Origin of the sequence: Variovorax sp. CCNWLW186 (assembly GCF_037203865.1) — a bacterium.
GTDB lineage: Bacteria > Pseudomonadota > Gammaproteobacteria > Burkholderiales > Burkholderiaceae_C > Variovorax.
This window is the reverse complement of record NZ_JBBCBO010000010.1, coordinates 31387-56691: the sequence shown is the minus strand read 5'-3', so window position 1 is coordinate 56691 and position 25305 is coordinate 31387. Positions and strand designations below refer to the sequence as shown.

The following is a 25305-nucleotide window of genomic DNA, read 5'->3' as shown; positions in this document are numbered from 1 at the left end:
TTGCGCATGTAGTGTGTCAGAAGCAGGGTCCCGGGTACTTCGCGCAATCCCCCATGCCTCGCTGCGTTACCGGGGAGGGGCTCACATCTCGTCTCGCTTGAGCAGGTAGTCCAGCGCGCCCACGCGAAACCACCGGTAGCCGTACGACTCGATCACCATGCAGTGCTTTCCTTTTGAATTGGCGCGGCTGTGCGCGTTCGACAACAGGTTGATGAGTTGCCCGCCGTGCTTGCCCAGCGCCTTGGCATCGAGCTTGATCTCCAGCGGGTTCGCATCGAAATTGTGGACGAAGACCACCGCGTTGCCGCGCCATTCGTAGCGCACCACCAGCACCGCGTGCTCATCGTTGGGAATGACCGTGAAGTCGCCCCAGCCGATCTCGGGCACCTCCTTGCGCATGCGGAACACGCGCTCCATCCAGTTGAGCAGCGAGTCGGGGTCGCGCCGCTGCGCCGCCACGTTCACATGCTCGAAGCCGTAGGCGCCGCCCGTGACCACCGGGAGCACCGGCTTGGACGAGGTGGTGAACCCGCCCTGGCGCTCCGTCGACCACTGCATGGGCGTACGCGCACAGTTGCGCTCCGGCAGGCTCAGGTCGTCGCCCATGCCGATCTCGTCGCCGTAGCGCATGACCGGCGTGCCGGGCAGGGTGAGCATCAGGCTGTAGGCCAGCTCGAGCCGCCGCCGGTTGCCGCCGAGCATCGGCGCCAGGCGGCGGCGTATGCCGCGGTCATAGAGCTGCATGTCCTTGTCGGGCCCGAAGGCCTCGAACACGCGCTTGCGCTGTGCGGGCCGCAGGCGCCCGAGGTCGAGCTCGTCGTGGTTGCGCAGGAACATGACCCACTGCGAAGTGGCGGGGCGCTCCCGCGTGGCCTCCAGCGCCTTGACCAGCGGCCGGGTGTCGCCCACGGCCATGGCATAGAACAGGTTCTGGTTGACCTGGAAGTTGAACATCATGTGCAGCCGCTCGCCCTCATCGCCGAAGTACGCCATGTTGGTCTTGGGCAGCACGTTGGCTTCGGCCAGGATGATGGCGTCGCCCCGTCGCCATTGAAGCAGTTCGCGGAACTGCCGCAGCATGTCGAACCGCTCCGTGGGGTACACGACCTTCGGCCCCTTCGCGCCGATGACGAAGGGCACCGCGTCCATGCGAAAGCCCGACACACCCAGCTGCGTCCAGAAGCCCATGATCTTCAGGATCTCGGCCTGCACATGCGGGTTGGCCGTGTTCAAGTCGGCCTGGAACTCGTAGAAGCGATGAAAGTACCAGCGCCTGGCGACCTTGTCGAAAGTCCAGGTCGACTTCTGCACGCCCGGAAAGACCACACCGTCGGTGGAGCGGGGCGGCTTCTTGTCTGACCACACATACCAGTCGTGGTATTTTGATTTCCGGCTCTTGCGCGCTTCCTGAAACCAGGGGTGCTGGGTCGAGGTGTGGTTGACCACCAGGTCCATCAGCACGCGCATGCCGAGTTGCTCGGCCGAATGCGTGAACTCGACGAAGTCGCCGAGCGTGCCGAAGCGAGGGTCTACGTTGTAATAGTCCGAAACATCGTAGCCGTCGTCACGCCCCGGCGAAGGGTGGAACGGCATCAACCACAGCGTGGTCACGCCAAGGCCGTGAAGGTACTCCAGCCGCCGCGTCAGGCCCTCGAAGTCGCCGCAGCCGTCTCCGTTGGAATCCATGAAGGTTCCCACCGAGAGGCAATACACCACGGCGTTCTTGTACCAAGGTCGTTGATCATGCCCGGGGAACCTCCTAAAAATGGAAGCCTCGCAACACAGAACACGAAAGGAAACTCGATGTCGGCCGATGCTTGGTGGAAGAACGGAATCGTTTATCAGATCTATCCGCGTTCGTTCCAGGACAGCGACGGAGACGGCATCGGCGACTTGCGGGGCATACAGAAGCGGCTTGATTATCTGGTCGAGCTCGGCGTGGACGCTGTCTGGATATCGCCTATCTACCCCTCACCAATGGCCGACTTCGGGTACGACATTTCCGACTACTGCAACATCGATTCGCGCTTTGGCACGCTGCAGGACTTCGATGCGCTGGCCGCCGAGTGCAAGGCGCGGGGCCTCAAGCTGGTGCTGGACTTCGTGCCCAACCATACGTCGGACCAGCACCCGTGGTTTGTGCAAAGCCGGGCCTCGCGCAACACCCCCCGGCGCGACTGGTACCTGTGGCGCGACCCGGCTCCGGGCGGCGGCCCGCCCAACAACTGGCTCAGCAATTTCGGCGGGCCGGCATGGACCTTCGACGAGGCCAGCGGGCAGTACTACTGCCATTCGTTCCTGAAGGAGCAGCCCGACCTGAACTGGCGCAACCCCGAAGTGCGCAAAGCCATGTACGAGGTGCTGCGCTTCTGGCTGCGGCGCGGGGTGGATGGTTTTCGCATCGACGTGCTCTACCACCTCATCAAGGACGAGCTGTTCCGCGACAACCCGCCGAACCCGGCCTTCCAGCCGGGGCAGGACCCTTCGCACCGCCTGCTCGCGCTCTACACCACCGACCGCCCGGAGATGCAGGACATCGTCGCCGAGTTGCGCCGGGTGGCGGATGAGTTCAGCGATGAAAGCTCGGCGCGCGTATTGATCGGCGAGCTTTATCTGCCGCTCGAACGGCTCATGGCCTACTACGGCGCAACCTCCGAGGGCCTGCTGCAGGGCGTGCAGCTGCCCTTCAACTTCCAGCTCATCACGGCGCCGTGGCATGCGTCCGAAATCGACCGCATCGTGCGCAACTACGAAGCGGCGCTGCCGCACGGCGCGGCGCCCAACTGGGTGCTGGGCAACCACGACAAGCCGCGCATCGCGAGCCGCGTGGGGCAGGAGAGGGCGCGGCTCGCGGCCATGCTGCTGCTCACGCTGCGCGGCACGCCCACGCTCTACTACGGCGACGAGATCGGCCTGACCGACGTTCCCATTCCGCCCGAGGAAGTGCAAGACCCCTTCGAGAAGAACGAGCCCGGAAAGGGCCTGGGGCGCGACCCGCAGCGCACGCCCATGCAGTGGAGCCGCGCGCACGCGGCGGGCTTTACCGACGGCACGCCCTGGCTGCGGCTCGGCGGCGACTGGCACATGCGCAACGTGGAAGTGCAACTGGCCGATCCCGCCTCGATGCTGCAGCTCTACAAGCGGCTGATTGCGCTGCGCCGCCATGAGCCCGCGCTGCACGAGGGCAGCCACGAGCAGCTCGATGCCGGCGCCGACGTGCTGGCCTATGCAAGAACCTCGGGCACGAGGCGGCTGGTGGTGCTGCTGAACTTCGGCATCACGGAAACGCGGGTTCGCACCGACCTGCTGCCGCACGAAGTCGTGGTGCTGGCTTCGACCCATGCCGACCGGACCGGCGCGGTGAAGGGCGCGCTGACGCTGCAGCCGCTGGAGGGCGTGATCGTCGCCCAGTAGCGAGCATGCGGCCCGGGGGCTAGGAGGCTATTTGCCGGATGGATAGGTTTCGGGCACGCCCACGTCGTCTGGCGGGACAGGGCTGTCCAGCGGAACCACCGCCTGGGTACGGTCGATGTGCAGCAGCGCATCGAACTGCACCGGCAGCCGCGCGAAGAAGTAGTGGCTCTGCCGCTCGGTGTCGGGCCGGTAGATGACGCCGATGGCGCGTTCGAGCCGCTGCTCCCGCAGCGCGAAATAGTGGCTGCCTTCGCCGCGCAAGGGCAGCATGAAGCGCTCGAGTCCGGTCTCGTGCATCAAGGCCTCGTAGCTGTCCGGCCGCGAAGGCAGAACGTGTTTGCGCTCGCCGGCGGCGCCCCAGTCGGAGGCCGCCATCACGGTGCCGGTGTGGGTGGTAAAGCCCACCAGCACCGCGTCGCGGCCCTGGCGTTCACGCACCAGTTGGCCGACGTTGAGCTCGCCGCGTTCCTCGCCCATTTCGGTCGCCCGCGCATCGCCCAGGTGCGAGTTGTGGGCCCACACCACGATCTTCGGGCGCTCGCTGCCGCGCCAGAGGTGCCGCTCCACTTCGCCCAGCGTCTCGACCATGTGCCGGTCGCGCAGGTTCCACGATGAAACGTCGCTCAGGTACAGCGAGCGGTAATACGCCTCGGCATTTTTCACGAGGCGCGCGTTCTGCTCGGCATTGAACGCGTCTTCCTCGTTGGCCGTGTTGCCGCTGCGCCAGGCCTCGCCGGCGGCCCGCCGCATCTCGAGCAGCATGTCGACCACCGCCTGCTGGCAAGAAGCCGTGTTGCCGACGCCGGCCATCAGCCCGTACATCTGGCCGCGGTCGCCGAAGCGGTCGAAGCAGCCGTAGCGTTCGCGCGCGAGGCGGGCCGCCTCGGGGTCGGTCCGCTCGAAGTACGCGAGCACGGCTTCCATGGAGCCCGAGAGGCTGTACAGGTCGAGCCCGTAGAAGCCCGTTTTTCCTTGCGGCGGTGCGGAGTCGTTGAAGGCGCGCTGCCATTCGACGAAGCGCGCCACCTCTTCGTTGCGCCACATCCAGGTGGGAAATCGCCGAAAGCCGGAGAGTGCCTCGGCCGCGCTGGCGTCATCGCTGGCCGCCCTGACGTAGCGGTTCACGCGGTAGGCGTCGGGCCAGTCGCCTTCGATGGCCACGGCGTTGAAGCCCTTTTCGGCCAGCAGGCGCCGCGTGATGCTGGCGCGCTCGGCATAGAACTCCTGCGTGCCGTGCGAGGCCTCGCCAAGCAGCACGTAGTGCGCATCGCCGATCAGGTCCAGCAGGGCGTCGTGGTCGCAGGGGTTTCCTTCCATCGGGTGCGCCGCCGAGCGCAGCGCCTCCGCTTCTTTCGAAATATCGGATGGCTTCATCGTGCAGGGTCCTCGGGCTGGTGCGCGCGGCGGGGGCGGTTCGCTTCGTCGAGCAGGCGGCACACCTCCTCGTCGCTGGTCTGCGAAAAATCGAGGTACCAGCGGCCGACGCCGAGAAAGGAATCCGGAATCTCGGCGCAAACGACGTCGTCCGCCTCGCCGTGCAAGAGCGCGCAGGCTTCGGGCGATGCGACGGGCGCCGCAACGACCACGCGGGCCGGTTCCTGCCTGCGTACCGCGCGCACGGCCACGCGCATGGTGGCACCGGTGGCAAGCCCGTCGTCGACCAATATGACGATGCGGCCGGCCAGGTCGGGCGCGGGGCGGTTGCCGCGGTAGGTACGCTCGCGCCGCTCGAGCTCATGCTGTTCGTTGCGAACCACTTCATCGACCGCCTCGGCGCCGATGCCGAGCTCTCGGACAAGATCGCCGTCGAGCACCTGCTCGCCGCCGCTTGCAATGGCGCCCATGGCGTATTCCTCGTGGCCCGGTACGCCCAGCTTGCGCACCACCAGAACGTCCAGCGGCGCCTGCAGCGCCTGGGCCACCTCGTACGCCACCGGCGTGCCGCCGCGCGGCAGGGCCAGCACGATCACGTCAGGCCTTACGGCATAGATGGCCAGCTCCTGGGCGAGCACGCGGCCTGCGTGCTGCCGGTTCCTGAAATACTCGAATCCCATTTCGGTGTCCTTGTGGCCACCTTAGGTTTGCTCGAGCGCCGGCGCTGTAGGGGGATGCTCACATCCGCGTAGGCGTGCTCTGCCCCGGCCCGGAGCGATAGCGCTGCGCCGCCTCCCAGGCCTCGACGATCAACGCACGGGCCTTCGGGTGCTCGGGGTCTGTCACCACCCATTCCGGGTACGCGTGCGGAAGGCTGGAGGCCGTCACGCGGATCGCATCGAATTCGGTCGGAGGGAGCGGCTGCGTTGCGCTGGCGCGGTGGGTCAGCGTCTTGCGCAAGCCCGCCTTCCATGCATCCGGCAGGTGATCGACGGCGGGCAGGAGCGCCAGCGCGATGTGGGCCGCGCGCGGGCTCAGGGCTTCGGCGTCGGCGCGCAAACGCGCCAGGCACTCGGTACCGCTCATTCCTCACCTCCGGAGCATGTGCTCATGGCGGGCTGCTCTCATGCGGCCTGGATCTCGATGCGCCGCGGCTGGGCGTGCTCGGCCTTCGGAATGCGCAGCTTCAGCACACCCTGCTTCAGTTCCGCCGAGATCGCGGCCGTGTCCAGCTCCTTGCTCAGCGTGAACACGCGGCGGAAGCGGCCGAGGCCCACCTCCGTGTGACTGGATTCCAGCCCCTCCGGAACGGCCAGGTCGGACTCCGCCTCGATGGTCAGCGTGTCGGAGGCCACGTGCAGGCCGAGCTTCTCGCGCGAAACGCCGGGCAGGTCGGCAAAGAGCGTGATGCCGCCGCTGTCCTCGATCACGTCGACCGGCGGCGTCAGGGCGGCGTCGCTGTAGCGCGCGCCCTCCTTGCGGGCGAGCTCCTTCGATTCGGCGACACGAGGCGATGTGTTGCTGTTCATGGTCGTCTCTCCTTTCTCTGCTTGTCACTGAACGGTGATGCGCCGGGGCTGCGACGAGGCGCGCCGCTGCACCGTGATGTGCAGCACGCCGTCGCGGTACTTGGCCTGCACGGCGTCGGGGTCGGCATCGTCGGGCAAGGTCAGCACCCTGCGGAAGCTGCCCTCGAAGCGCTCGTTGATGTGAACGGCCGCCTTGGCATCGCCCTGGGGCAGCGTGTTGCTGCGCGTACCGGCGATGCTGAGCAGGCCGCGCTCCAGGTTGACTTCCAGGCTGGACGGGTCGACACCCGGCGCAAACGCGTAGATCTCCACGGTCTGCGGCGTGCCGCCGACGTTCAGGGCAGGGAAGCCGTTGCGGCCGAAGCCGCGGATGGTGGGCGACAGATCGAAGGCCTGCTGCATCTCGCGCTGCAGGCGATCCATCTCGGCGAACATGTCGCGCGGAAACAAGGATCGGTACATGGCGAAAACCTCCATTCGAAAGTTGAACAGGGCGCCGGAGGCCTCTCCAGCGCTTCCGATCAGCGAAATAGGCGCGGCCATGCTTTTTTCAAGAGCCCTTTTTCAGCTGCCGCAGCGGCAGGAACCGATGCTATGAACCTGCCCCGCGCGATAAAAAAGACCTTCCGGCAGTCCCCTTGAAGCGCGGCAAGGCGGACCTAACTCGAACGTCGTTGAAATCGTCAGTCGTCATTCCAAACCTAGAGGAGATTTGTCATGTCGATAGACCTGCTCAAGCAGATTGCCGCATCCCGCCTTCCCATGTCTTTCCGGACGCCCAAGGAGATCGACGAGGTCAGGATTCTTCGCCAGGCCGGGCTCGTGATCGCCTTTGTTCCGGCTCCCGCCGACCCGCTGAAACTGTCGGGCGCGGAGCCTGCGGCACAGGTGCTTGCCATTACCGAAAAAGGGCGTGAGGAACTGGCGCGGGTGCGCTATCCGGGCGAAGCGCCGGGGCGCAGCAAACCGCGCCACATGGGCCTGAAGAACTGGCTCGCCGCCGGGCGCCACGGGCGCGGATTGCAGCAAGGTTTGCTGCACCAAAGCCACGATTCACGGCCTTCGCAAAGCTTGTAGGCCGCATCCTTCCTGAACATGCGCGGAAGTCCATGACAGCGCATGCGTGCTTCCGCGCTGAATCCGTTTCGCCACTACACAAGAGACAAGCGAGAACAGGAGACAGACATGGACTTCGAAGGCATCTACTGCTTTGACACTGCGAGCGTCCGCTTCGCGATTTATCCGGACGGTCCCGAGGGCGCGCGGATCATTGCGCAAATTTCAGAAGAAACCCTGCACGACGTGTTCGGCACCAGGAACCTCGGCGACCAGTTGCTCGACACCTGCAGGACCCACTTCGACGACATCGGCGCCGCCGCGCTCAAGCGGTACCGGGCCAACCCCAACCAGGCCATCAACCTGACCGTGGACGACTTCTCCCGGCGCATTCTTCCGCGCGCCGCGGGAGTGCAGGGCGCATGGCCGGCAGCCTCGCTCGCGGCCTGAAATAGCCGCGCGAGCGGCGCGGCCATTTTTCGTCCCTCATCGCGTTATGGGGAACTCTCCGACACGGCAAGGAGGCTTCAGCCTTACCCGCCGGGCCCGAATTCTTTGCAAATTGTGAGCTCAGGCCGTTGGGTTGACGAGAGCGTGTTCCTTTGAACACCCGGTCGCTGGCCTTCAAGCAAGCAAGGAACACCGGTGCCAGTGACTCAGCAGCTACCCGAGCCCGAGGCGCAAGACGCCTACCTGTTCCGCGAAGGAACGCATTCCCGCTTGTACGACCTGATGGGTTGCCACCTCTCCGAAGAGGGCGGTGCCCGCTTTGCGGTGTGGGCGCCCAATGCGGAGTCCGTTGCCGTGGTCGGCGACTGGAACCACTGGTCCGGCGACGCCGACCCGCTGTCACCCTCGCCGGACGGCACGGGCATCTGGCTGGGCCATGCGCCCAATGCGGCGCTCGGCCAGACCTACAAGTACCGCATCCGCTCGCGCTTTGGCGGCTACACGGTCGACAAGGCCGACCCCTTTGCCTTTTGCGCCGAGCATCCGCCCGCCACGGCCTCGCGCATATGCGATCTTTCGTATGAATGGAACGACGGCGAATGGATGGCCACGCGCGCCGCGCACAACGCGCTGGACGCGCCCATGTCTGTCTACGAGGTGCACCTGGGCTCGTGGCGGCGGCGAGACGGGCACTTCATGGGCTACCGCGAAATCGCGCATGAGCTTGCGGAGTATGTGAAGCACATGGGCTTCACGCACGTGGAGCTCATGCCCGTGACGGAGCACCCGTTCTACGGCTCCTGGGGCTACCAGACCACCGGCTACTTTGCACCCACCGCGCGCTTCGGGTCTCCGCAGGATTTCATGTACCTGGTCGACCACCTGCACCAGAACGGCATCGGCGTGCTGCTGGACTGGGTGCCTTCGCACTTTCCCACCGACGAGCACGGCCTTGCGTTCTTCGACGGCACGCACCTGTATGAGCATGCCGATCCGCGCCAGGGCTTTCACCCGGAGTGGAATTCGAGCATCTTCAACTACGGCCGCGCGGAGGTGCGCAGCTTCCTGGTGTCGTCGGGGCTCTTCTGGCTCGACCGGTACCACCTGGACGGGCTGCGGGTGGACGCGGTGGCGTCGATGCTCTACCTCGACTACGCGCGCAAGCACGGCGAATGGATTCCCAACCGCCACGGCGGCCGCGAGAACCTCGAGGCGATCGACTTCTTGCAGACGCTGAACCGCGCCGTGTACCGCGAGCACCCCGACACCATTACCGTGGCCGAGGAATCGACCGCATGGCCGCGCGTTTCGCGCCCCACCGACATGGACGGCCTGGGCTTCGGCGAGAAGTGGAACATGGGCTGGATGCACGACGTGCTCGCCTACATGAAGGAAGAGCCGGTCCACCGCAAGTACCACCATCACAAGATGACGTTCTCGCTGGTGTATGCCTTCCACGAGAACTTCGTGCTCCCGCTCTCGCACGACGAGGTGGTGCACGGCAAGGGCTCTTTGCTGAACAAGATGCCCGGCGATCCGTGGCAGCAGTTTGCCAACCTGCGCGCGCTGTTCGGCTTCATGTGGGCGCACCCGGGCAAGAAGCTGCTGTTCATGGGCGGCGAGTTCGGCCAGCGGCGCGAATGGACGCATGACGGCGAGCTCGAATGGTGGGTCTGCGACCTCGAAGGGCACTCGGGCCTGCAGCGGCTGGTGTCGCAGCTCAACCGGGTGTACCGCGGCGCGCCCGCGCTCTACCAGCAGGACTTCACGCCATCGGGCTTCGAGTGGGTGGTGGCGGACGACGCCGAGCGCAGCGTGTTCGCGTTCGTACGCAAGGCGCGCGATGGCCATCCGCCGCTGCTGGTGGTCAGCAACCTGACCCCGGTACCGCGCACCAACTACGTGCTGGGCGTGCCGCAAGGCGGCTACTGGCGCGAACTCATCAACACCGACGCGGTGGAGTTCGGCGGATCGGGCTGGGGCAACCTGGGCGGCGTGGAGTCCGCACCGGTGCGCTCGCACGGCCGCATGCAGTCGGTGTGCATGACCTTGCCGCCGCTTTCCACGCTGATTCTCGAGCACCGGCCATCATGAAAAAACTGTTCGCAACCCCGCAGACGCCCGCAGCTTCGAGAATGCCCGAGATGAGCGACGGCAACCGCCGCGCCGTGGTCGATGCCGTCTTGCCGGCGGTGGACAACGGCCGCTTCCCGGTGAAATGCATCGTGGGCGAAATGGTGCACGTGAAGGCGCACTGCTTTACCGACGGCCACGACGTGCTGCGCGTGGTGCTTTGCTGGCGGCCGCACGACAAGACCGAGTTCCGCGAAGTGCCGATGAAGCCGCTCGTCAACGACGTGTGGGAGGCCGCGTTTTCGCCGCCCGCGCTGGGGCGCTACTTCTACACCGTGGTTGCATGGGTCGACCCCTTCGAATCGTGGCGCAGCGAAATGGCGCGGCGTGTGGACGCCGAAGACGTGCGCATCGCATCGCAGGTGGGCGCGCTCGAGGTGGCCGCGGCCGCCGAGCGGGCCGAGGGCGCGGACCGCCAGGCGCTTGCGCGCTGGGCCACCGAGCTCGATGCCGTGGCCGCCCACCCGGCCACGGAGGTGTCGACCCTGAAGGCGCTGGCGCTGGACGAAGAGCTGGCCATGCTCGCGCGCCGCCACCCCGACCGCCGCCACCAGGTGCGCTATGCGGTCGAGCTGCCGCTGGAGGCCGAGCGCGAGCGCGCGCGCTTCAGCACCTGGTACGAGCTGTTCCCTCGCTCCGCCGGCACCACGCCCGGCGTGCACGGCACCTTCAAGGACGTGGAGGCCCGCCTGCCGGCCATCGCGGCCATGGGCTTCGACGTGCTCTACTTTCCGCCGATTCATCCGATCGGCCGCGTGCAGCGCAAGGGCCCCAACAATGCACTGACCAGTGGCCCCGACGACGTGGGCAGCCCCTGGGCCATCGGCGCCGCGGAGGGTGGGCACAAGTCGATTCTTCCGGCCCTTGGCACGGCGGAAGATTTTCGCCACCTGTATGCGCAGGCCACCGCGCACGGGCTGGAGATTGCACTGGACATCGCGTTCCAGTGCGCGCCCGACCACCCCTATGTGAAGGCGCACCCCGACTGGTTCCGGTGGCGGCCCGACGGCAGCGTGCAATACGCGGAGAACCCGCCCAAGAAGTACCAGGACATCTATCCCTTCAACTTCGAGAGCGAAGACTGGCGCGGCCTGTGGGTGGAGCTGCGCAGCGTGATTGAGCACTGGATCGGCGAGGGCGTGCGCATCTTCCGGGTGGACAACCCGCACACCAAGGCCTTCCCGTTCTGGGAATGGGCCATCGGCGAGATACGGCGCGAGCACCCCGAGGTGATCTTCCTTGCCGAGGCTTTCACGCGGCCCAAGGTGATGCACCGGCTGGCAAAGCTGGGCTTTTCGCAGTCGTACACCTACTTCACCTGGCGCAACACCAAGCAGGAGCTCACCGAATATTTCACCGAGCTTTCGACCGCGCCGGGCGTCGACTACTTCAGGCCCAACGTGTGGCCGAACACACCCGACATCCTGCACGAGCAATTGCAGGGCGGAGAGCCCTCGGTGTACATGGCGCGGCTGGTGCTGGCCGCCACGCTGTCGGCCAACTACGGCATCTACGGGCCGGCTTTCGAACTGCGCGAGCACCTGCCGCGCTCGCCCGGCAGCGAGGAATACCTCGACTCCGAGAAATACCAGCTGCGGCACTGGAACCACGACGACCCCGGCAGCCTGGCGCCCTTCATCGCCCGGGTGAACCGCATCCGCCGCGAGAACCCGGCGCTGCAATGGGACCGGAGCCTGCGCTTTCTGCAGATCGACAACGACCAGCTGCTGGCCTATGCCAAGGTGTCCGAGAGCGGCGACAACGTGATCGTGACCGTGGTGAACCTGGACCCGCACAACGTGCAGTCGGGCTGGCTCCAGTTCGATCCGCAAAGCGCCGGCATCGACAGTTCGCGCGCGTTCCAGATGCATGACCTGCTGAGTGGGCAGAGGTTTACCTGGCAGGGTGGATGGCACTACATACGCCTCGATCCGCACAGCGTGCCCGCGCACATCTTCGTCGTCCGGCGGCGCCATGGCGACGAGCGCGACTTCGACTACTTTCTGTGAGGCCGCGCCACCATGAATGCACCTGTCTCCCACATTGCGCTTGAAACGGTCGAGATCGACATCAGCGACGACCCGCTGTGGTACCGGGACGCGGTGATCTACCAGCTCAACGTCAAGGCCTTCTTCGACTCCAACAACGACGGCATCGGCGACTTCAAGGGCGTGACCGCCAAGCTCGACTACGTGAAGGAGCTGGGCGTCAACACCATCTGGCTGATGCCGTTCTATCCATCGCCGCTGCGCGACGACGGCTACGACATCTCGGCCTACGAAGACGTGAACCCGCAGTACGGCACGCTGGACGACTTTCGCGAGATGCTCGACGCCGCGCACGAGCGCGGGCTGCGCGTGATCACCGAGCTGGTCATCAACCACACATCGAGCGACCACCCCTGGTTTCAGGCGGCGCGCCGTGCGCCCGCCGGCTCGCCCGAGCGCGACTTCTACGTGTGGAGCGACACCGACCAGATCTACCAGGGCACGCGCATCATCTTCACCGACACCGAGACGTCGAATTGGGCGTGGGACCCGGTGGCCAAGGCCTACTACTGGCACCGTTTCTTCAGCCACCAGCCGGACCTGAACTTCGACAACCCGGCCGTGCTGGAAGCGATCTTCAAGGTGATGCGCTTCTGGCTCGACATGGGGGTGGACGGCTTCCGGCTCGACGCCATTCCCTACCTGGTGGAGCGCGACGGCACCAGCAACGAGAACCTGCCCGAGACGCATGCGGTGATCAAGAAGCTGCGCGCCGCCATCGACGCGCAGTACAAGAACCGCTTTCTGCTGGCAGAGGCCAACATGTGGCCGGAAGACGTGCGCGAGTATTTCGGCGACGGCGACGAATGCCACATGGCGTACCACTTTCCGCTGATGCCGCGCATGTACATGGCCATTGCGCAGGAAGACCGGCACCCCATCGTCGAAATCATGCAGCAGACGCCGGACATTCCGGAGGGCTGCCAGTGGGCGATCTTCCTGCGCAACCACGACGAGCTCACGCTCGAGATGGTGACCAGCAAGGAGCGCGACTACATGTACACCATGTACGCCGCCGACCTGCGCGCGCGCATCAACCTGGGTATTCGGCGCCGCCTTGCGCCGCTGATGGAAAACGACATCGACCGCGTGAAGCTCATGAACGGCATGCTGCTGTCGATGCCGGGCTCGCCCATCATCTACTACGGCGACGAGATCGGCATGGGCGACAACGTGTTCGTGGGCGACCGCAACGGCGTGCGCACGCCCATGCAGTGGAGCCCCGACCGCAACGCCGGCTTCTCGCGCGCCGACCCGCAGCGCCTGTACCTGCAGCCCATCATGGACCCGATGTTCGGCTACGAGGCGCTGAACGTGGAGGCGCAGGCGCGCGACAGCAGTTCGCTCCTCAACTGGACCAAGCGCATGCTGGCCGTGCGCAAGACCAGCCACGCCTTCGGCCGCGGCAAGCGGCGCTTCCTGAAGCCGGGCAACCGCAAGATCCTGGCCTACCTGAGCGAGTACGGCGACGACATCATCCTGACGGTGTTCAACCTCTCGCGCGCCGCGCAGCCGGTGGAGCTCGACCTTTCCGCGTTCAAGGGCCGGGTGCCCATCGAGATGCTGGGCCGCGCGCCGTTTCCGCCGATTGGCGAGCTGCCGTACCTGCTCACGCTGTCGTCGTACGGGTTCTACTGGTTCAGGCTCACGTCCGACGCCGAGATGCCCAGCTGGCACCAGGAAGGCGTGGCGCTGCAGGAGTGGCCCACGCTGGTGCTGTTCGACGGCTGGACCAGCTTCTTCCGAGACAGGGTGATGCCGTGGCGCATCGGCATGTCGGAGCGCATGCGCGCGCAGTTCGAGCAGGAGGTACTGCCGCGGCACATAGAAATCCAGCGCTGGTATGCATCGAAGGGAACCACCATCGAGCGGGCGCGGCTGGCGGACCATGCGGTGTGGGAATCCGGCTCGCAAAGCTGGATGCTGCCTCTGCTCGAACTCGACGGCCCTCACGGCGGCGCCACCTATTTCATGCCGCTGGCACTGGCCTGGGAAGAGCGCGATGAAGAGCGCATGGCCGGCGTGGCGCAGGCCGCGGTGGCCAAGGTGCGGCAGCAGGCGCAAGTAGGCCTGATGGGCGACGCCTTCTACGACGAAGCTTTTTGCCGGGCGCTGCTGCACGCCATTCGCAACGGCATGGACCTGGACACCGCACACGGGCGGATGCGTTTCCGCCCCACTGCGGCATTCGCGGCCGTCAAGGCAGACATCGACAGCCTGCCGGTCGGGCGGCCGAGCGGCGTGAGCAGCAACACGGTGGTGACGGTGAACGAAACCCTGTTCCTCAAGGGCTACCGCCACCTGCGCGAAGGCCTGAACCCCGAGCTGGAGATGGGCCGCTTCCTGACCGAAGTGGCGCACTACCCGCACTGCGTCCCGGTGCTGGGCGCGCTCGAATACACGGCCAACGACGGCCGCACCATGACGCTGGCCATGGTGCAGTCGTATGTGTCGAACCAGGGCGACGGCTGGGACCACACGCTGGGCTATCTGGAGCGTTTTTTGCGCGACTTTGCCACCACCAACGGCGCGCTGCCCGACCCGCTGGCCGCGCACGGCGGCTTTCTTGCGCTCATGGCCACATTGGGGCGACGCACCGCCGAGCTGCACAAGGCCCTGGCAATGCGCACGGGCGCCGCGGCCTTCGAGCCCGAGCCGCTGCTGGCCGAAGACATTGCCCGCTACACGGCGCAAGCCCGGGCCGACGTTGCGACCACGCTTTCGCTGTTGCGCGACCGGCTGGGCCAACTGCCGGCGCCGGCGCAGATCGACGGCCAGGCGCTTCTCACCATGGAAGACGCACTGCAGGCTTCGATTGCGGCGCGCAAGCCGCAAACGCAGGGCGGCATCAAGAGCCGCTACCACGGCGACTTTCACCTGGGCCAGGTGCTGGTGCGCGACAACGATTTTGTCATCATCGATTTCGAGGGCGAGCCGGCCCGCAGCTTCGACGAGCGCCGGGCCAAGGGCTCGCCGCTGCGCGACGTGGCCGGCATGCTGCGCTCCTTCAACTACGCGCGCTGGTCGGCCCTGCGCCGCGTGGCGCAGAGCGTGGAAGAAGCCGCCTACCTGGCACCGCCCGCCGCCGCATGGGAGCAGGCCACGCGCCAGGCCTTCATGGACGGCTATTCGCAGGCGGCAGGCGACGGCAACGCGCAGATCGATACCGAACTGCTCGCGCTGTTCGAACTGGAAAAGGCGCTGTACGAGCTGCGCTACGAGCTCAACAACCGCGCCGACTGGGCCCAGGTGCCGCTGAACGGCGTGCTGGCGCTCCTGCAGGCAGAGCGGCCCGGTTGATGCTTGCATCGCATTCGCCGCTTTTGTCCGCAACCGCATTCACGCACCGGAGAGACTCATGGACCGATTTGGCATTCACCTGGAGCCGCTGAACGCAATGCTCTACCAGGTTGGGGCCTTCGTGCCTCGCCTGGCCATTGCACTCGTCGTGGTGCTCGCCGGCTGGCTGATCGCCAAAACGGTGCGCTTTGCCGTTACCAAGGCATTGCGCGCCATCAACTTCAACGTGCTGACAGAACGTGCCGGGCTGGACAACTTCTTGCGCCAGGGCGGGTGGGGCGGCGACACCAGCAGCCTCTTCGGCGTGCTGGCCTACTGGCTCGTCATTCTTGCGGCACTGCTGGTGGCGTTCAACGGCCTGGGGCTGAGCTACATCGCCGACCTGCTCGGGCGCGTGGTGTGGTTTGTGCCGAACCTGTTCGTCGCCTTGCTGGTGCTGGCCTTCGGATCGTATTTCGCCCGCTTCGTGGGAGAGGCGGTGTCGAGCTACTTTCGCGGTGCGCAGATGCGCGATGCCGTGCTGCTGGGGCAGATTGCGCGCTATGCGGTGATGGCCTTCGTCATCTTGATTGCGCTGGACCAGATCAAGGTGGGCGGCGACATCGTGCGCGAGAGCTTCCTGGTGGTGCTGGCGGGCGTGGTGTTTGCCCTGGCGCTGGCCTTCGGACTCGCGGGCAAGGACTGGGCCGCGGCGCAGATCGAGCGCTGGTGGCCGCGCGAGCCCCAGGGCAAGAGCACCACCACCACGACAACACCGACGATCGTCGTCGAGCCCAGCAAAGGCAGCTCGCCGGGCGAGCGGCCGCCGCGCTGAGCATTTCTCGCACCTCGTTTTTCTCCTTCGCCTCTTTCTCCCACATTCGAATTGATGACACGCAGCAAACGACCTTCCATCACGGCCGTGTGGCCGGGCCGCCCTTATCCGCGCGGCGCCAACTGGGACGGGGAGGGCGTCAACTTCGCGCTCTTCTCCCAGCATGCACAGGGCGTTGACCTGTGCCTTTTCGACGAGAAGGGCCGCCACGAAATCCAGCGCATCCCGATCCGCGAGCGCACCGACGGCATCTGGCACTGCTACCTGCCCGAGGCCCGCCCAGGCCTTGCCTACGGCTACCGCGTGCATGGGCCGTACAAGCCCGAAGAAGGACACCGCTTCAACGCGCACAAGCTGCTGGTCGACCCCTACGCGAAGGACCTGGTCGGCGAGCTGCGCTGGGGCGATGCGCTCTACGGCTACACCGTGGGCAGCAAGCGCGAAGACCTGTCGTTCGATCGCCGCGACAGCGCACCGCTGGTGCCCAAGGGCCGTGTGCTCGAAACCGCCTTTACCTGGGGCGACGACCGCCGCCCATCGGTCCCCTGGCAGGACATGGTCATCTACGAGCTGCACGTGCGCGGCTTCACCATGCGCCACCCCGACGTGCCGACCGAACTGCGCGGCACCTACGGCGGCCTGTGCTGCGCGCCGGTGGTCGACTACCTGAAGCGGCTGGGCGTGACCACCGTGGAGCTCTTGCCGGTGCACAGTTTCCTGAACGACAGGCACCTGGCCGAAAAGGGCCTGCAGAACTACTGGGGCTACAACTCGCTGGCCTACTTCGCACCCGAAATGCGCTATAGCGCCTCGGGCAAGGTGAAGGAGTTCAAGACCATGGTGAAGACGCTGCACTCTGCAGGCATCGAGGTGATTCTCGACGTGGTCTACAACCACACCTGCGAAGGCAACCAGCTGGGGCCGACGCTTTCGATGCGGGGCGTGGACAACTCCTCTTACTACATCGTCAACGCCGAGAACCGGCGCTACTACGACGACTTCACCGGCTGCGGCAACACCGTCAACCTGGAGCATCCGCATGCGCTGCAGCTGGTGATGGATTCGCTGCGCTACTGGGCCGAGGAAATGCACGTCGACGGGTTCCGCTTCGACCTGGCTTCTGCGCTGGCACGCGAGTCGGGCAAGGTCGAGAACCTGGGCGGTTTCTTCGATGCGATACGGCAAGACCCGACGCTCAACCGGGTCAAGCTCATTGCGGAGCCATGGGACCTTGGCCACGGCGGCTACCAAGTCGGCAACTTTCCGCTGGGCTGGGCCGAGTGGAACGACCGCTACCGCGACGGCATGCGCGGCTTCTGGAAGGGCGACGCAGGCTTGATCGGCGAGGTGGGCAAGCGGCTCACCGGCTCCGAAGACCTGTATGGCTGGTCGGGCAAGCAGCCCACGGCAAGCATCAACTTCATCACCGCGCACGACGGCTTCACGCTCAACGACCTGGTCTCTTACAACGACAAGCACAACGAAGCGAACGGCGAAGACAACCGCGACGGCAACAGCCACAACATCTCGTGGAACTGCGGCGCGGAAGGGCCGACCGACGACCCCGAGATCGTGGCGCTGCGCGAGCGGCAAAAGCGCAACATGCTGGCCACGCTGCTGCTCTCACAGGGCGTGCCCATGCTGCTGGCCGGCGACGAGCGCGGCCACACGCAGAACGGCAACAACAACGTCTACTGCCAGGACAACGAACTCGGCTGGATCGACTGGACCCCCACGCCCGAGCGGCAAGCGCTGGTCACCTTCGTGGAGCGCGCCATCGCACTCAGGCGCGCGCATCCCTCGTTTCGCAGGCGCAGCTTTTTCGCAGGCAAGCCGAGCGAGGCCGAGAGCGTGACCGACGTGCTCTGGCTCAGGCCCGACGGCGCAGAGATGCGCCCCGAAGACTGGGGCGACGCCAACGCCAGGTGCTTTGCCATGTACATGTCGGGCGGCGGCATCGTCGACCGCGGGCCGCGCGGCGAGGCGCAGCACGACGACGACTTTCTGGTGCTGTTCAACGCGCATCACGACGAGATCAGGTTCACGCTGCCGCCCGCGCCCTACGGCGCATGGCGGTTGCTGCTGGACACCGCCAGCGGTTCGCCGCCGCCCGCCACCGAAGACGTGGCCGCGCTCGCGCCCGCGTGGTCGGAGCCCGCTTACCCGCTGCAGTGCCGCTCGCTCGTGGTGCTGAGCCGGCCGGATGTGCGGCCATGAAGCGCGCTCATCGCATGCCCTTCGGGGCCACCGTAAGCAGCGACCGCGGCGTCGACTTTGCGCTTTGGGCACCCTCGGCGGACGGCATCACGCTGGTGCACACGCCGGCCGAAGGCGCGGCCGCTTCGCACGCGATGCAGCGCGATGCGGACGGCTGGCACCGCCTCACGCTGGCCGATGCGCGCCACGGCGACAGCTACGCCTACCGGCTCGCCGACGGCCTGACCATTCCCGATCCGGCCTCGCGCTACAACCCGGACGACGTTCATGGCCCGAGCCGCATCGTCGACCCGGGCCGCTTCGAATGGACCGACACGGACTGGCGCGGCCGGCCCTGGCATGAAGCCGTGGTCTACGAACTGCACGTGGGCACCTTTACCGAAGAGGGCACCTTCCAGGCTGCGCGCGAGCGCATCGGCGAGCTGGCCGAACTTGGCATCACCGCCATCGAGCTCATGCCGCTGGCGGATTTTCCGGGCGCGCGCAACTGGGGCTATGACGGCGTGCTGCAGTTCGCGCCCGACGCAAGCTACGGAACGCCGGACGACCTCAAGGCGCTGGTCAATGCCGCGCACGGGCTCGGCCTCATGGTGCTGGTCGACGTGGTCTACAACCACTTCGGGCCTGAGGGCAACTACCTGCACGCGTGCTGCCCCGAGTTCTTCAACGCGGCGGAGCGCACCCCCTGGGGGGCCGCCATCAACTTCGACGGCGACGAGTCGCGCACCGTGCGCGACTTCTTCATCCACAACGCGTTGTATTGGATTGAAGAGTTCCACATCGACGGCCTGCGCATGGACGCGATCCACGCCATTCGCGATTCGTCCGAAAAGCACATCGTCCAGGAAATCCGCGAGGCGCTGAACAACGGCCCCGCACGCGAAAGGCATGTGCACCTGGTGCTGGAGAACGACGCCAACCTGGCCTCGCTGCTGGCGCGCGACAGCGCTGGCCTGCCGGTGGCGGGCACCGCGCAATGGAACGACGACCTTCACCATGCGGCGCATGTGCTGACGACCGGCGAGCGCGACGGCTACTACGCGGACTATGCCGACGACCCCGCGTGCCGCCTTGCGCGCGCGCTGGCCGAAGGCTTCATCTACCAGGGCCAGCCATCGGCCTTCCGCGGCGGGGAGCTGCGCGGCGAACCCAGCACGCAGTTGCCCTCGACCGCTTTCGTGTCTTACCTGCAGACCCACGACCAGGTCGGCAACCGTGCATTCGGCGAACGCATTCATGCCATGGGCGACCCGGCGCAGGTGCGTGCCGCGTTTGCCTGCGTGCTGCTATCGCCGCATGTGCCCATGCTTTTCATGGGCGACGAATTTGCGGCGTCGTCGCCGTTCTTGTACTTCTGCGACTTCGGGCCCGAGCTGGCCTCGGCCGTTGCCGAAGGGCGGCGCTCGGAGTTCGGCGGCTTTGCCGCGTTTGCCGACGAAGCGGCGCGTGCCCGCATTCCAGACCCGAACGCCGAAGAGACCTTCGCCGCCTCGAAGCTCCGGTGGCGCGAGCGTGGCACGCAACCGCACTTTGCGCGGCTGTGCGAAATGCAGCAACTGCTCGAGGTGCGCCACCGCATGCTGGTGCCGCACCTGGCCGGCGCCCGACGCGGCGGAAGCTACCGCTGCGACAACGGCGTGGTGCAGGTGCAATGGGAGTTGTCGGGCACCGCGGCCGGCGACGAAGCCAAGCGCCTTCATCTGCTGGCCAACTTTGGTGCGGAAGCCGCCACGCAAGCAGCGGCACCGCCCGGCGCGGCGGTCTACAGCTCAGGGGCTGCTGCGGAGGCGACGGGCCTGCGGCTGGAGCGCGGCGCCGTGCACGCAACGCTGGAGGACGTGGCCGGTGGTTGATTCGACCCAGTGGTCCGCCGATGCGCTGGAACGCCTTTGCAGGCACTACGGCATCTCCGCCACCTATTTCGACGCTTTTGGAACGCAGCGCCACGCCACGCCCGAGAACCTTGCCGCATTGCTGGCCGAGTTTGGTGTGCAGGCGGGTGCGGCACCGGGCGATGTGACCGAGCCGGCCATACCGCCGGTGCTGGTTGTCGCGGCGCAGGCGCCGCACTGGAGCGTGCACCTGCCGCGGCAAGGCCATCTTGCCGGCAAGCTTCGCTGGCACTTGCGCGATGAAGAAGGCCGCCTGCGTGATGGCGAAGCCGATGCGCACGCACTGCACGATGGCGGCTGCGTCCTGCACCTGGGCGAGTCGCTCGCGCCCGGCTACCACTGGCTGCGGATCGATGGCCTGGACGGCGAAACCATGGTCGTCGCGTCTCCCGGGCGCTGCTACCGCCCGCCGGCTGTGCGCGACGGCGGCCGTGTGTGGGGGCCGGCGGTGCAGCTGTATGCGCTGCGCTCGCCGCGCAATTGGGGCATCGGCGATTTCACGGACCTGGACACGCTCATCGACAGCATGGCCGGGCAGGGCGCCGATGTGGTCGGGCTGAACCCGCTGCATGGGCTGTTCCCTACAGACCCGCAACGCGCCAGCCCCTACAGCCCTTCGTCCCGGCAGCGGCTCAACGTGCTGTACATCGACGTCGAGGCGGTGGACGACTTTGCTGCTTGCGAGCCCGCGCGCCGCCGCGTCGAATCGCCCGAGTTCCAGGCAAGGCTGGCCGCGCTGCGAGAGGCGCCGCTTGTGGACCATGCCGGCGTGGCCGCTGCCAAGTTCGAAGTGCTCGAGCTGCTTTTCGATCACTTCAGAACGCACCATCTTTTGCGCACCGGTGGCCCGGACGCAGCGGGCAAGGCCCTTCTCGACTTCGTTGCCGAGCAAGGCGAGCCGCTTCGTCGCCATGCGCTGTTCGAAGCGCTGCAGGCCCACTTTGCGGCGGCAGACCCGCAATGCTGGGGTTGGCTCGTGTGGCCGGAGGCCTACCGTGACATCGACTCGCCCGCGGTGCAAGAGTTTGCGGCTCAGCATGCGGACCGCCTGCAGTACCACCAGTACCTGCAATGGTTGGCCGAGCGCCAGCTTGCGCGCGCGGGCGCTCGCTGCGAGGCGCTGGGCATGGGCATCGGCCTGTACCTGGACCTGGCCGTTTCAGTAGATCGCGGCGGCTCCGACGCGTGGGGCGCGCAGCATTGCTTTGCGGTGGGCGCCAGCATCGGCGCACCGCCGGACGAGTTCAACCCGGCCGGGCAGAACTGGGGCCTGCCGCCGCTGCGGCCGGACCGCCTGCGCGCCAACCACTACCAGCCCTTCGTGCAGATGCTGCGCGAGAACATGCGCCATGCGGGCGCGCTGCGCATCGACCACGTCATGGGGTTGATGCGCCTGTTCTGGATTCCACCAGGCCGCACCGCCCACGACGGCGCGTACGTGCGCTACGCGGTCGATGAGATGCTCGCCATCGTGGCCCTGGAGAGCCATCGGCACCGCTGCATGGTCGTGGGTGAAGATTTGGGCACGGTCGAAGACGCGATGCGCGATGCGCTCGCGCGTGCCGATGTGCTGTCTTACCGGCTGCTCTATTTCGAAAAGCAGGGCAGCGGGTTCACGCCGCCCGCGGCATACCCGCCCGCGGCATTGGTTGCCATCAGCACGCACGACCTTGCCACGCTCACAGGCTGGTGGTCGGGGCACGACCTTCGGCTGCGGCTGGCGTTGGGCCTTTTTCCCGACCCCCGGCTGTTCGACAAGCAACTGCTCGACCGGGCGCAGGAACGCATCCGGCTGATGCTGGCGGTGCGCGAGGCGGGGCTGCTGTCGGACGACGAGGCCGCGCAGGCACTGGCACTCGCAACGCCTTCGCCCCGGGCCATGCAGGCGATTCATGCGTTCCTGGCGGCGGCGCCTTCGGCGCTGATGGTGTTCCAGCTGGAAGACGTGGCCGGCGAAGTCGAGCAGGCCAACATGCCCGGCACGGTCGATACGCATCCCAACTGGCGGCGCAAGCTTTCGTCGCCGGTGGAGGCGCTGGCCGCGAGCGACGCCATGCAAGGCCTGGCCGGGCACCTGCGCGCGGCGCGGCCTAGACGCAGCGCAAGCGCGGAGCCGGCGCCGCTTCTGCAGGCGCGCGTGCCGCGGGCCACCTACCGCCTGCAGTTCCACAAGGGCTTCAGCTTCGACGATGCCATTCGCGTGCTGCCTTACCTGGCGCAGCTTGGCGTGAGCCATGTGTACTGCTCGCCCATTCAGCGGGCCCGCGCGGGCAGCACCCACGGCTACGACGTGGTGGCCCATGCGGAGATCAACCCCGAGCTTGGCGGCGCCGAAGGCTTCGCGCGCTTTGTCGAGGCGCTGCAGGCCAACGGCCTCGGGCAGCTGCTCGACATGGTGCCCAACCACATGGGCGTGCTCGGCGCCGACAACGCGTGGTGGATGGACGTGCTGGAGAACGGCCCGGCCTCGCTCTTCGCGCAGTATTTCGACATCGACTGGCAGCCGCTCAACGAGGAGCTGACCGGCAAGGTGCTGCTGCCGGTGCTCGGCGGCCACTACGGCGAGGTGCTCTCCAGCGGCGACCTGGTGCTGCATTTCGAAGCGGCGCAGGGCAGCTTTGCGCTGCGCTACTTCGACCACCGGTTTCCGCTCGCGCCCGAAAGCTATCCGGTGGTGCTGGGCCGCGCGCTGCCGCACCTCAGAGACCCGGCGCTTGCGGCGGAGCTCGCCAGTCTTGCGACAGCCTTCGGCCACCTGCCGGCCCGTCATGCGCAAGCGCCTTCAGAGCGCACGGAGCGCGTGCGCGACAAGGAGCTGTTCAAGATCCGTCTCGCGCAGCTGGTGCAGGCGCATCCCGCGCTGGCGCGCGCCGTGCTCGCTGCGGTGGCCGAACTCAACCTGGCATCGGACAGCGCGCGCGACGAGCTGCACCGGCTCATCGAGGTGCAGGCCTACCGGCTTGCGTACTGGCGTGTGGCGGCAGACGAAATCAACTACCGGCGCTTCTTCGACATCAACGACCTGGCGGCGGTGCGCATGGAGCGCGACGAGGTCTTCGAGGCCACGCAGTCCTTTGCGCTGGACCTGGCCGCGGCCGGCGTGGTGGACGGCCTGCGCATCGACCACCCCGACGGCCTGTACGACCCCGCGCGCTACTTCAGGCAACTGCAGGAAGGCTACGCGCGCCGCGCCGGCATCGTGCTGCCGGCCCCGGGGCCCGACGGCAGGCCCCAGCGCCCGCTGTATGTGGTCGCCGAGAAAATCGCCGCCTCCGAAGAAGAAGTGCCCGTTGAATGGCACGTGCACGGCACTACCGGCTACCGTTTTGCCAATGTGGCCAACGGCGTGCTTGTGGACACGGCCGCGGCTGACGCGCTGCGGCAAACCTGGCACCGCTTCACCGCCGATGCGCAAGATTTCGATGCCGTGGCCCGCGCAGGCAAGCACGAGGTCATGCGCAGCGCGCTCGCGTCGGAACTGAACGTGCTCTCCACCGAGCTGCTGCGAATTGCGCGCGCCGACCGCACCACGCGCGACTACACGCTGAATGCGTTGCGCCGCGCACTGGCCGGCGTGGCGGCATGCATGCCGGTGTACCGTACCTACATTGTCGATGCGCCCTCCGTGCAGGACGCGCATTTCATCGATGCCGCCACCGACGCAGCCGAACGCCAGAGCCTCGATGCCGACCGTTCCATCTTCGCCTTTGTGCGCCGCTCGTTGCGCGGCGAGGCCGCCGAGCGTGCGACGCCCGCACTGGCCGAGCGCGTGCGCCGGTTCGCGGTGCGCTTTCAGCAGTTCAGCGCACCCGTCGCGGCCAAGGGCGTGGAAGACACCGCGTTCTACCGCTACTTTCCGCTCAGTGCGCTCAACGAGGTGGGCGGCGAACCCGATCAGTTCGGCTTCGATGTGGATGAGTTTCATGCGCTCAGCGCCGACCGCGCGCGCCACTGGCCGCACACCATGCTGGCCACTTCCACGCACGACAACAAGCGCTCGGAAGACGTGCGCAACCGCATCGACGTGCTTTCTGAAATGCCGGACGAGTGGCGCGATGCGCTCGTGCGCTGGCACGCGCTCTGCCGTGAAGGGCACGAGGCCGCTGCGCCTTCGCGCGCGGACGAGTACCTGCTCTACCAGACCCTGCTCGGCACCTTGCCCTTCGGCGGACTCAGCGCCGAAGCCGCGCCGGCGTATGAACAGCGCGTGCTGCAGTACATGCAAAAGGCCGCACGCGAATCCAAGTCGCACACGCGCTGGACCCAGCCCGACGCGCAGTACGAAGAGGCGCTGGAGGCCTTGGTACGAAAGATTCTTTCCGATCGTTCGCAAGGCGGCTGCCTTGCCGACATCCAGCGCATGGCCGATCGCCTCTCATGGTTCGGCGCATGGAACGGCCTGACGCTGACGCTGCTGAAGTACGCCTCGCCCGGCGTGCCCGATCTGTATCAGGGCAGTGAGCTCATCGACCTGAGTTTGGTCGACCCCGACAACCGGCGCCCGGTGGACTATGAACTGCGCAGCAAGCGGCTCGATCAGCTTCAGGCGATGGCCGGCGAAGCCGATCTGCCGACACGGGTGCAATCGCTCGCCGAGGCGCCGCACGATGGGAGCGCAAAGCTCTGGTTCATCTGGCGGATGCTGTCGCTGCGGCGTGAGCATGCGGAGCTTTTTCGCGACGGAAGCTATGAAGGGCTCGCGGTCGAAGGGCCGCTGGCCCGGCATGTGGTGGCCTTCGCGCGGAGGCATGAAGGGCGCACGCTGGTGGTGATTGCGGGGCGGTTGTTTGCTGCGGTTGCGGGGGGTGAGGGGCGGGGTGGCGCACCGGTGCTTCCCGGGGCGGATGCGTGGCGCGGGACGAAGGTTGTGTTGCCTGAGGGGTTTGGAAGTGCGGGGTTGGAGAACGTGTTGAGCGGCGAGTCGCTGGCGGTGAACGGCAATGTGGTTGTGCTCGACGAGGCGTTTGCCCGGATGCCTTGGGCTGCGTTCAGAGGCTGAGCAACCTAGTTCCGACAACCGCGCGACTTGCAGACTCCCAATGAACCGACCACCTTCCCGGCATCTGTCCGACATCGTC

The 25305-nt window shown here is 66.7% G+C and carries 15 protein-coding genes and 1 pseudogene; 10 read left to right on the top strand and 6 right to left on the bottom strand.

Annotated elements, in window-relative coordinates; genetic code table 11:
* Positions 1-81 precede the first annotated feature (81 nt).
* Positions 82-1745, bottom strand: a pseudogene (locus V9K97_RS14105) (alpha-amylase family protein).
* A 58-nt stretch (positions 1746-1803) separates the two neighbouring features.
* Here V9K97_RS14105 and V9K97_RS14100 point away from each other — a divergent pair.
* Positions 1804-3414, top strand: coding sequence for an alpha-amylase family glycosyl hydrolase (locus V9K97_RS14100; RefSeq protein WP_337318741.1), 1611 nt, complete (start codon positions 1804-1806; stop codon positions 3412-3414).
* Positions 3415-3441: 27 nt separating this feature from the next.
* On the opposite strand, the gene V9K97_RS14095 is transcribed toward V9K97_RS14100, so the two are convergent.
* Genes V9K97_RS14095 through V9K97_RS14075 form a run of 5 tightly spaced genes read right to left on the bottom strand, consistent with a single transcriptional unit; the run spans position 3442 to position 6779 of the window.
* A complete protein-coding gene (locus V9K97_RS14095) occupies positions 3442-4788 on the bottom strand; it encodes an erythromycin esterase family protein (RefSeq protein ID WP_337318739.1) in 1347 nt (448 codons plus the stop codon).
* A complete protein-coding gene (locus tag V9K97_RS14090; protein WP_337318737.1) occupies positions 4785-5468 on the bottom strand; it encodes a phosphoribosyltransferase in 684 nt (227 codons plus the stop codon). Before V9K97_RS14090 ends, V9K97_RS14095 begins: the two co-directional genes overlap by 4 nt.
* Before the next feature lie 58 nt (positions 5469-5526).
* The gene (locus tag V9K97_RS14085; protein WP_258505611.1) at positions 5527-5874 is read right to left on the bottom strand and encodes a hypothetical protein; all 348 of its coding nucleotides are present in this window, start codon (positions 5872-5874) and stop codon (positions 5527-5529) included.
* A 38-nt stretch (positions 5875-5912) separates the two neighbouring features.
* Positions 5913-6317: an Hsp20/alpha crystallin family protein gene (locus V9K97_RS14080; protein ID WP_126748660.1), complete on the bottom strand. Its 405-nt coding sequence runs from the start codon at positions 6315-6317 to the stop codon at positions 5913-5915.
* 24 nt (positions 6318-6341) lie between these two features.
* Positions 6342-6779 carry an Hsp20/alpha crystallin family protein gene (locus V9K97_RS14075; protein ID WP_258505612.1) on the bottom strand — a complete coding sequence of 146 codons (438 nt, stop codon included), beginning with the start codon at positions 6777-6779 and terminating at the stop codon, positions 6342-6344.
* Positions 6780-7034: 255 nt separating this feature from the next.
* Here V9K97_RS14075 and V9K97_RS14070 point away from each other — a divergent pair, with 255 nt between their 5' ends.
* The 9 genes from V9K97_RS14070 (at position 7035) to V9K97_RS14030 (ending at position 25226) form a co-directional block, all read left to right on the top strand.
* Positions 7035-7394 carry a hypothetical protein gene (locus V9K97_RS14070; RefSeq protein WP_337318734.1) on the top strand — a complete coding sequence of 120 codons (360 nt, stop codon included), beginning with the start codon at positions 7035-7037 and terminating at the stop codon, positions 7392-7394.
* A gap of 108 nt (positions 7395-7502) precedes the next feature.
* Entirely contained in the window at positions 7503-7823 is a 321-nt protein-coding gene (locus V9K97_RS14065) for a hypothetical protein (protein WP_337318732.1), read from the top strand.
* A gap of 195 nt (positions 7824-8018) precedes the next feature.
* Positions 8019-9917 (top strand): 1,4-alpha-glucan branching protein GlgB, encoded by a 1899-nt coding sequence (gene glgB, locus V9K97_RS14060; RefSeq protein WP_337318730.1) that lies wholly within the window; start codon positions 8019-8021, stop codon positions 9915-9917.
* Positions 9914-11965 carry an alpha-1,4-glucan--maltose-1-phosphate maltosyltransferase gene (locus tag V9K97_RS14055; RefSeq protein WP_337318728.1) on the top strand — a complete coding sequence of 684 codons (2052 nt, stop codon included), beginning with the start codon at positions 9914-9916 and terminating at the stop codon, positions 11963-11965. The genes glgB and V9K97_RS14055 overlap by 4 nt, the downstream gene beginning before the upstream one ends.
* Positions 11966-11977: 12 nt before the next feature.
* Positions 11978-15304 carry a maltose alpha-D-glucosyltransferase gene (treS, locus tag V9K97_RS14050; protein WP_337318727.1) on the top strand — a complete coding sequence of 1109 codons (3327 nt, stop codon included), beginning with the start codon at positions 11978-11980 and terminating at the stop codon, positions 15302-15304.
* Between the two features lie 58 nt (positions 15305-15362).
* Positions 15363-16118, top strand: coding sequence for a mechanosensitive ion channel family protein (locus V9K97_RS14045; protein ID WP_337295068.1), 756 nt, complete (start codon positions 15363-15365; stop codon positions 16116-16118).
* A gap of 54 nt (positions 16119-16172) precedes the next feature.
* Positions 16173-18335 (top strand): glycogen debranching protein GlgX, encoded by a 2163-nt coding sequence (gene glgX / locus V9K97_RS14040; protein ID WP_337295067.1) that lies wholly within the window; start codon positions 16173-16175, stop codon positions 18333-18335.
* Positions 18332-20188 (top strand): malto-oligosyltrehalose trehalohydrolase, encoded by a 1857-nt coding sequence (gene treZ, locus V9K97_RS14035; protein ID WP_337318725.1) that lies wholly within the window; start codon positions 18332-18334, stop codon positions 20186-20188. Before glgX ends, treZ begins: the two co-directional genes overlap by 4 nt.
* The gene (locus tag V9K97_RS14030) at positions 20181-25226 is read left to right on the top strand and encodes a malto-oligosyltrehalose synthase (protein ID WP_337318723.1); all 5046 of its coding nucleotides are present in this window, start codon (positions 20181-20183) and stop codon (positions 25224-25226) included. Before treZ ends, V9K97_RS14030 begins: the two co-directional genes overlap by 8 nt.
* Positions 25227-25305 lie beyond the last annotated feature (79 nt).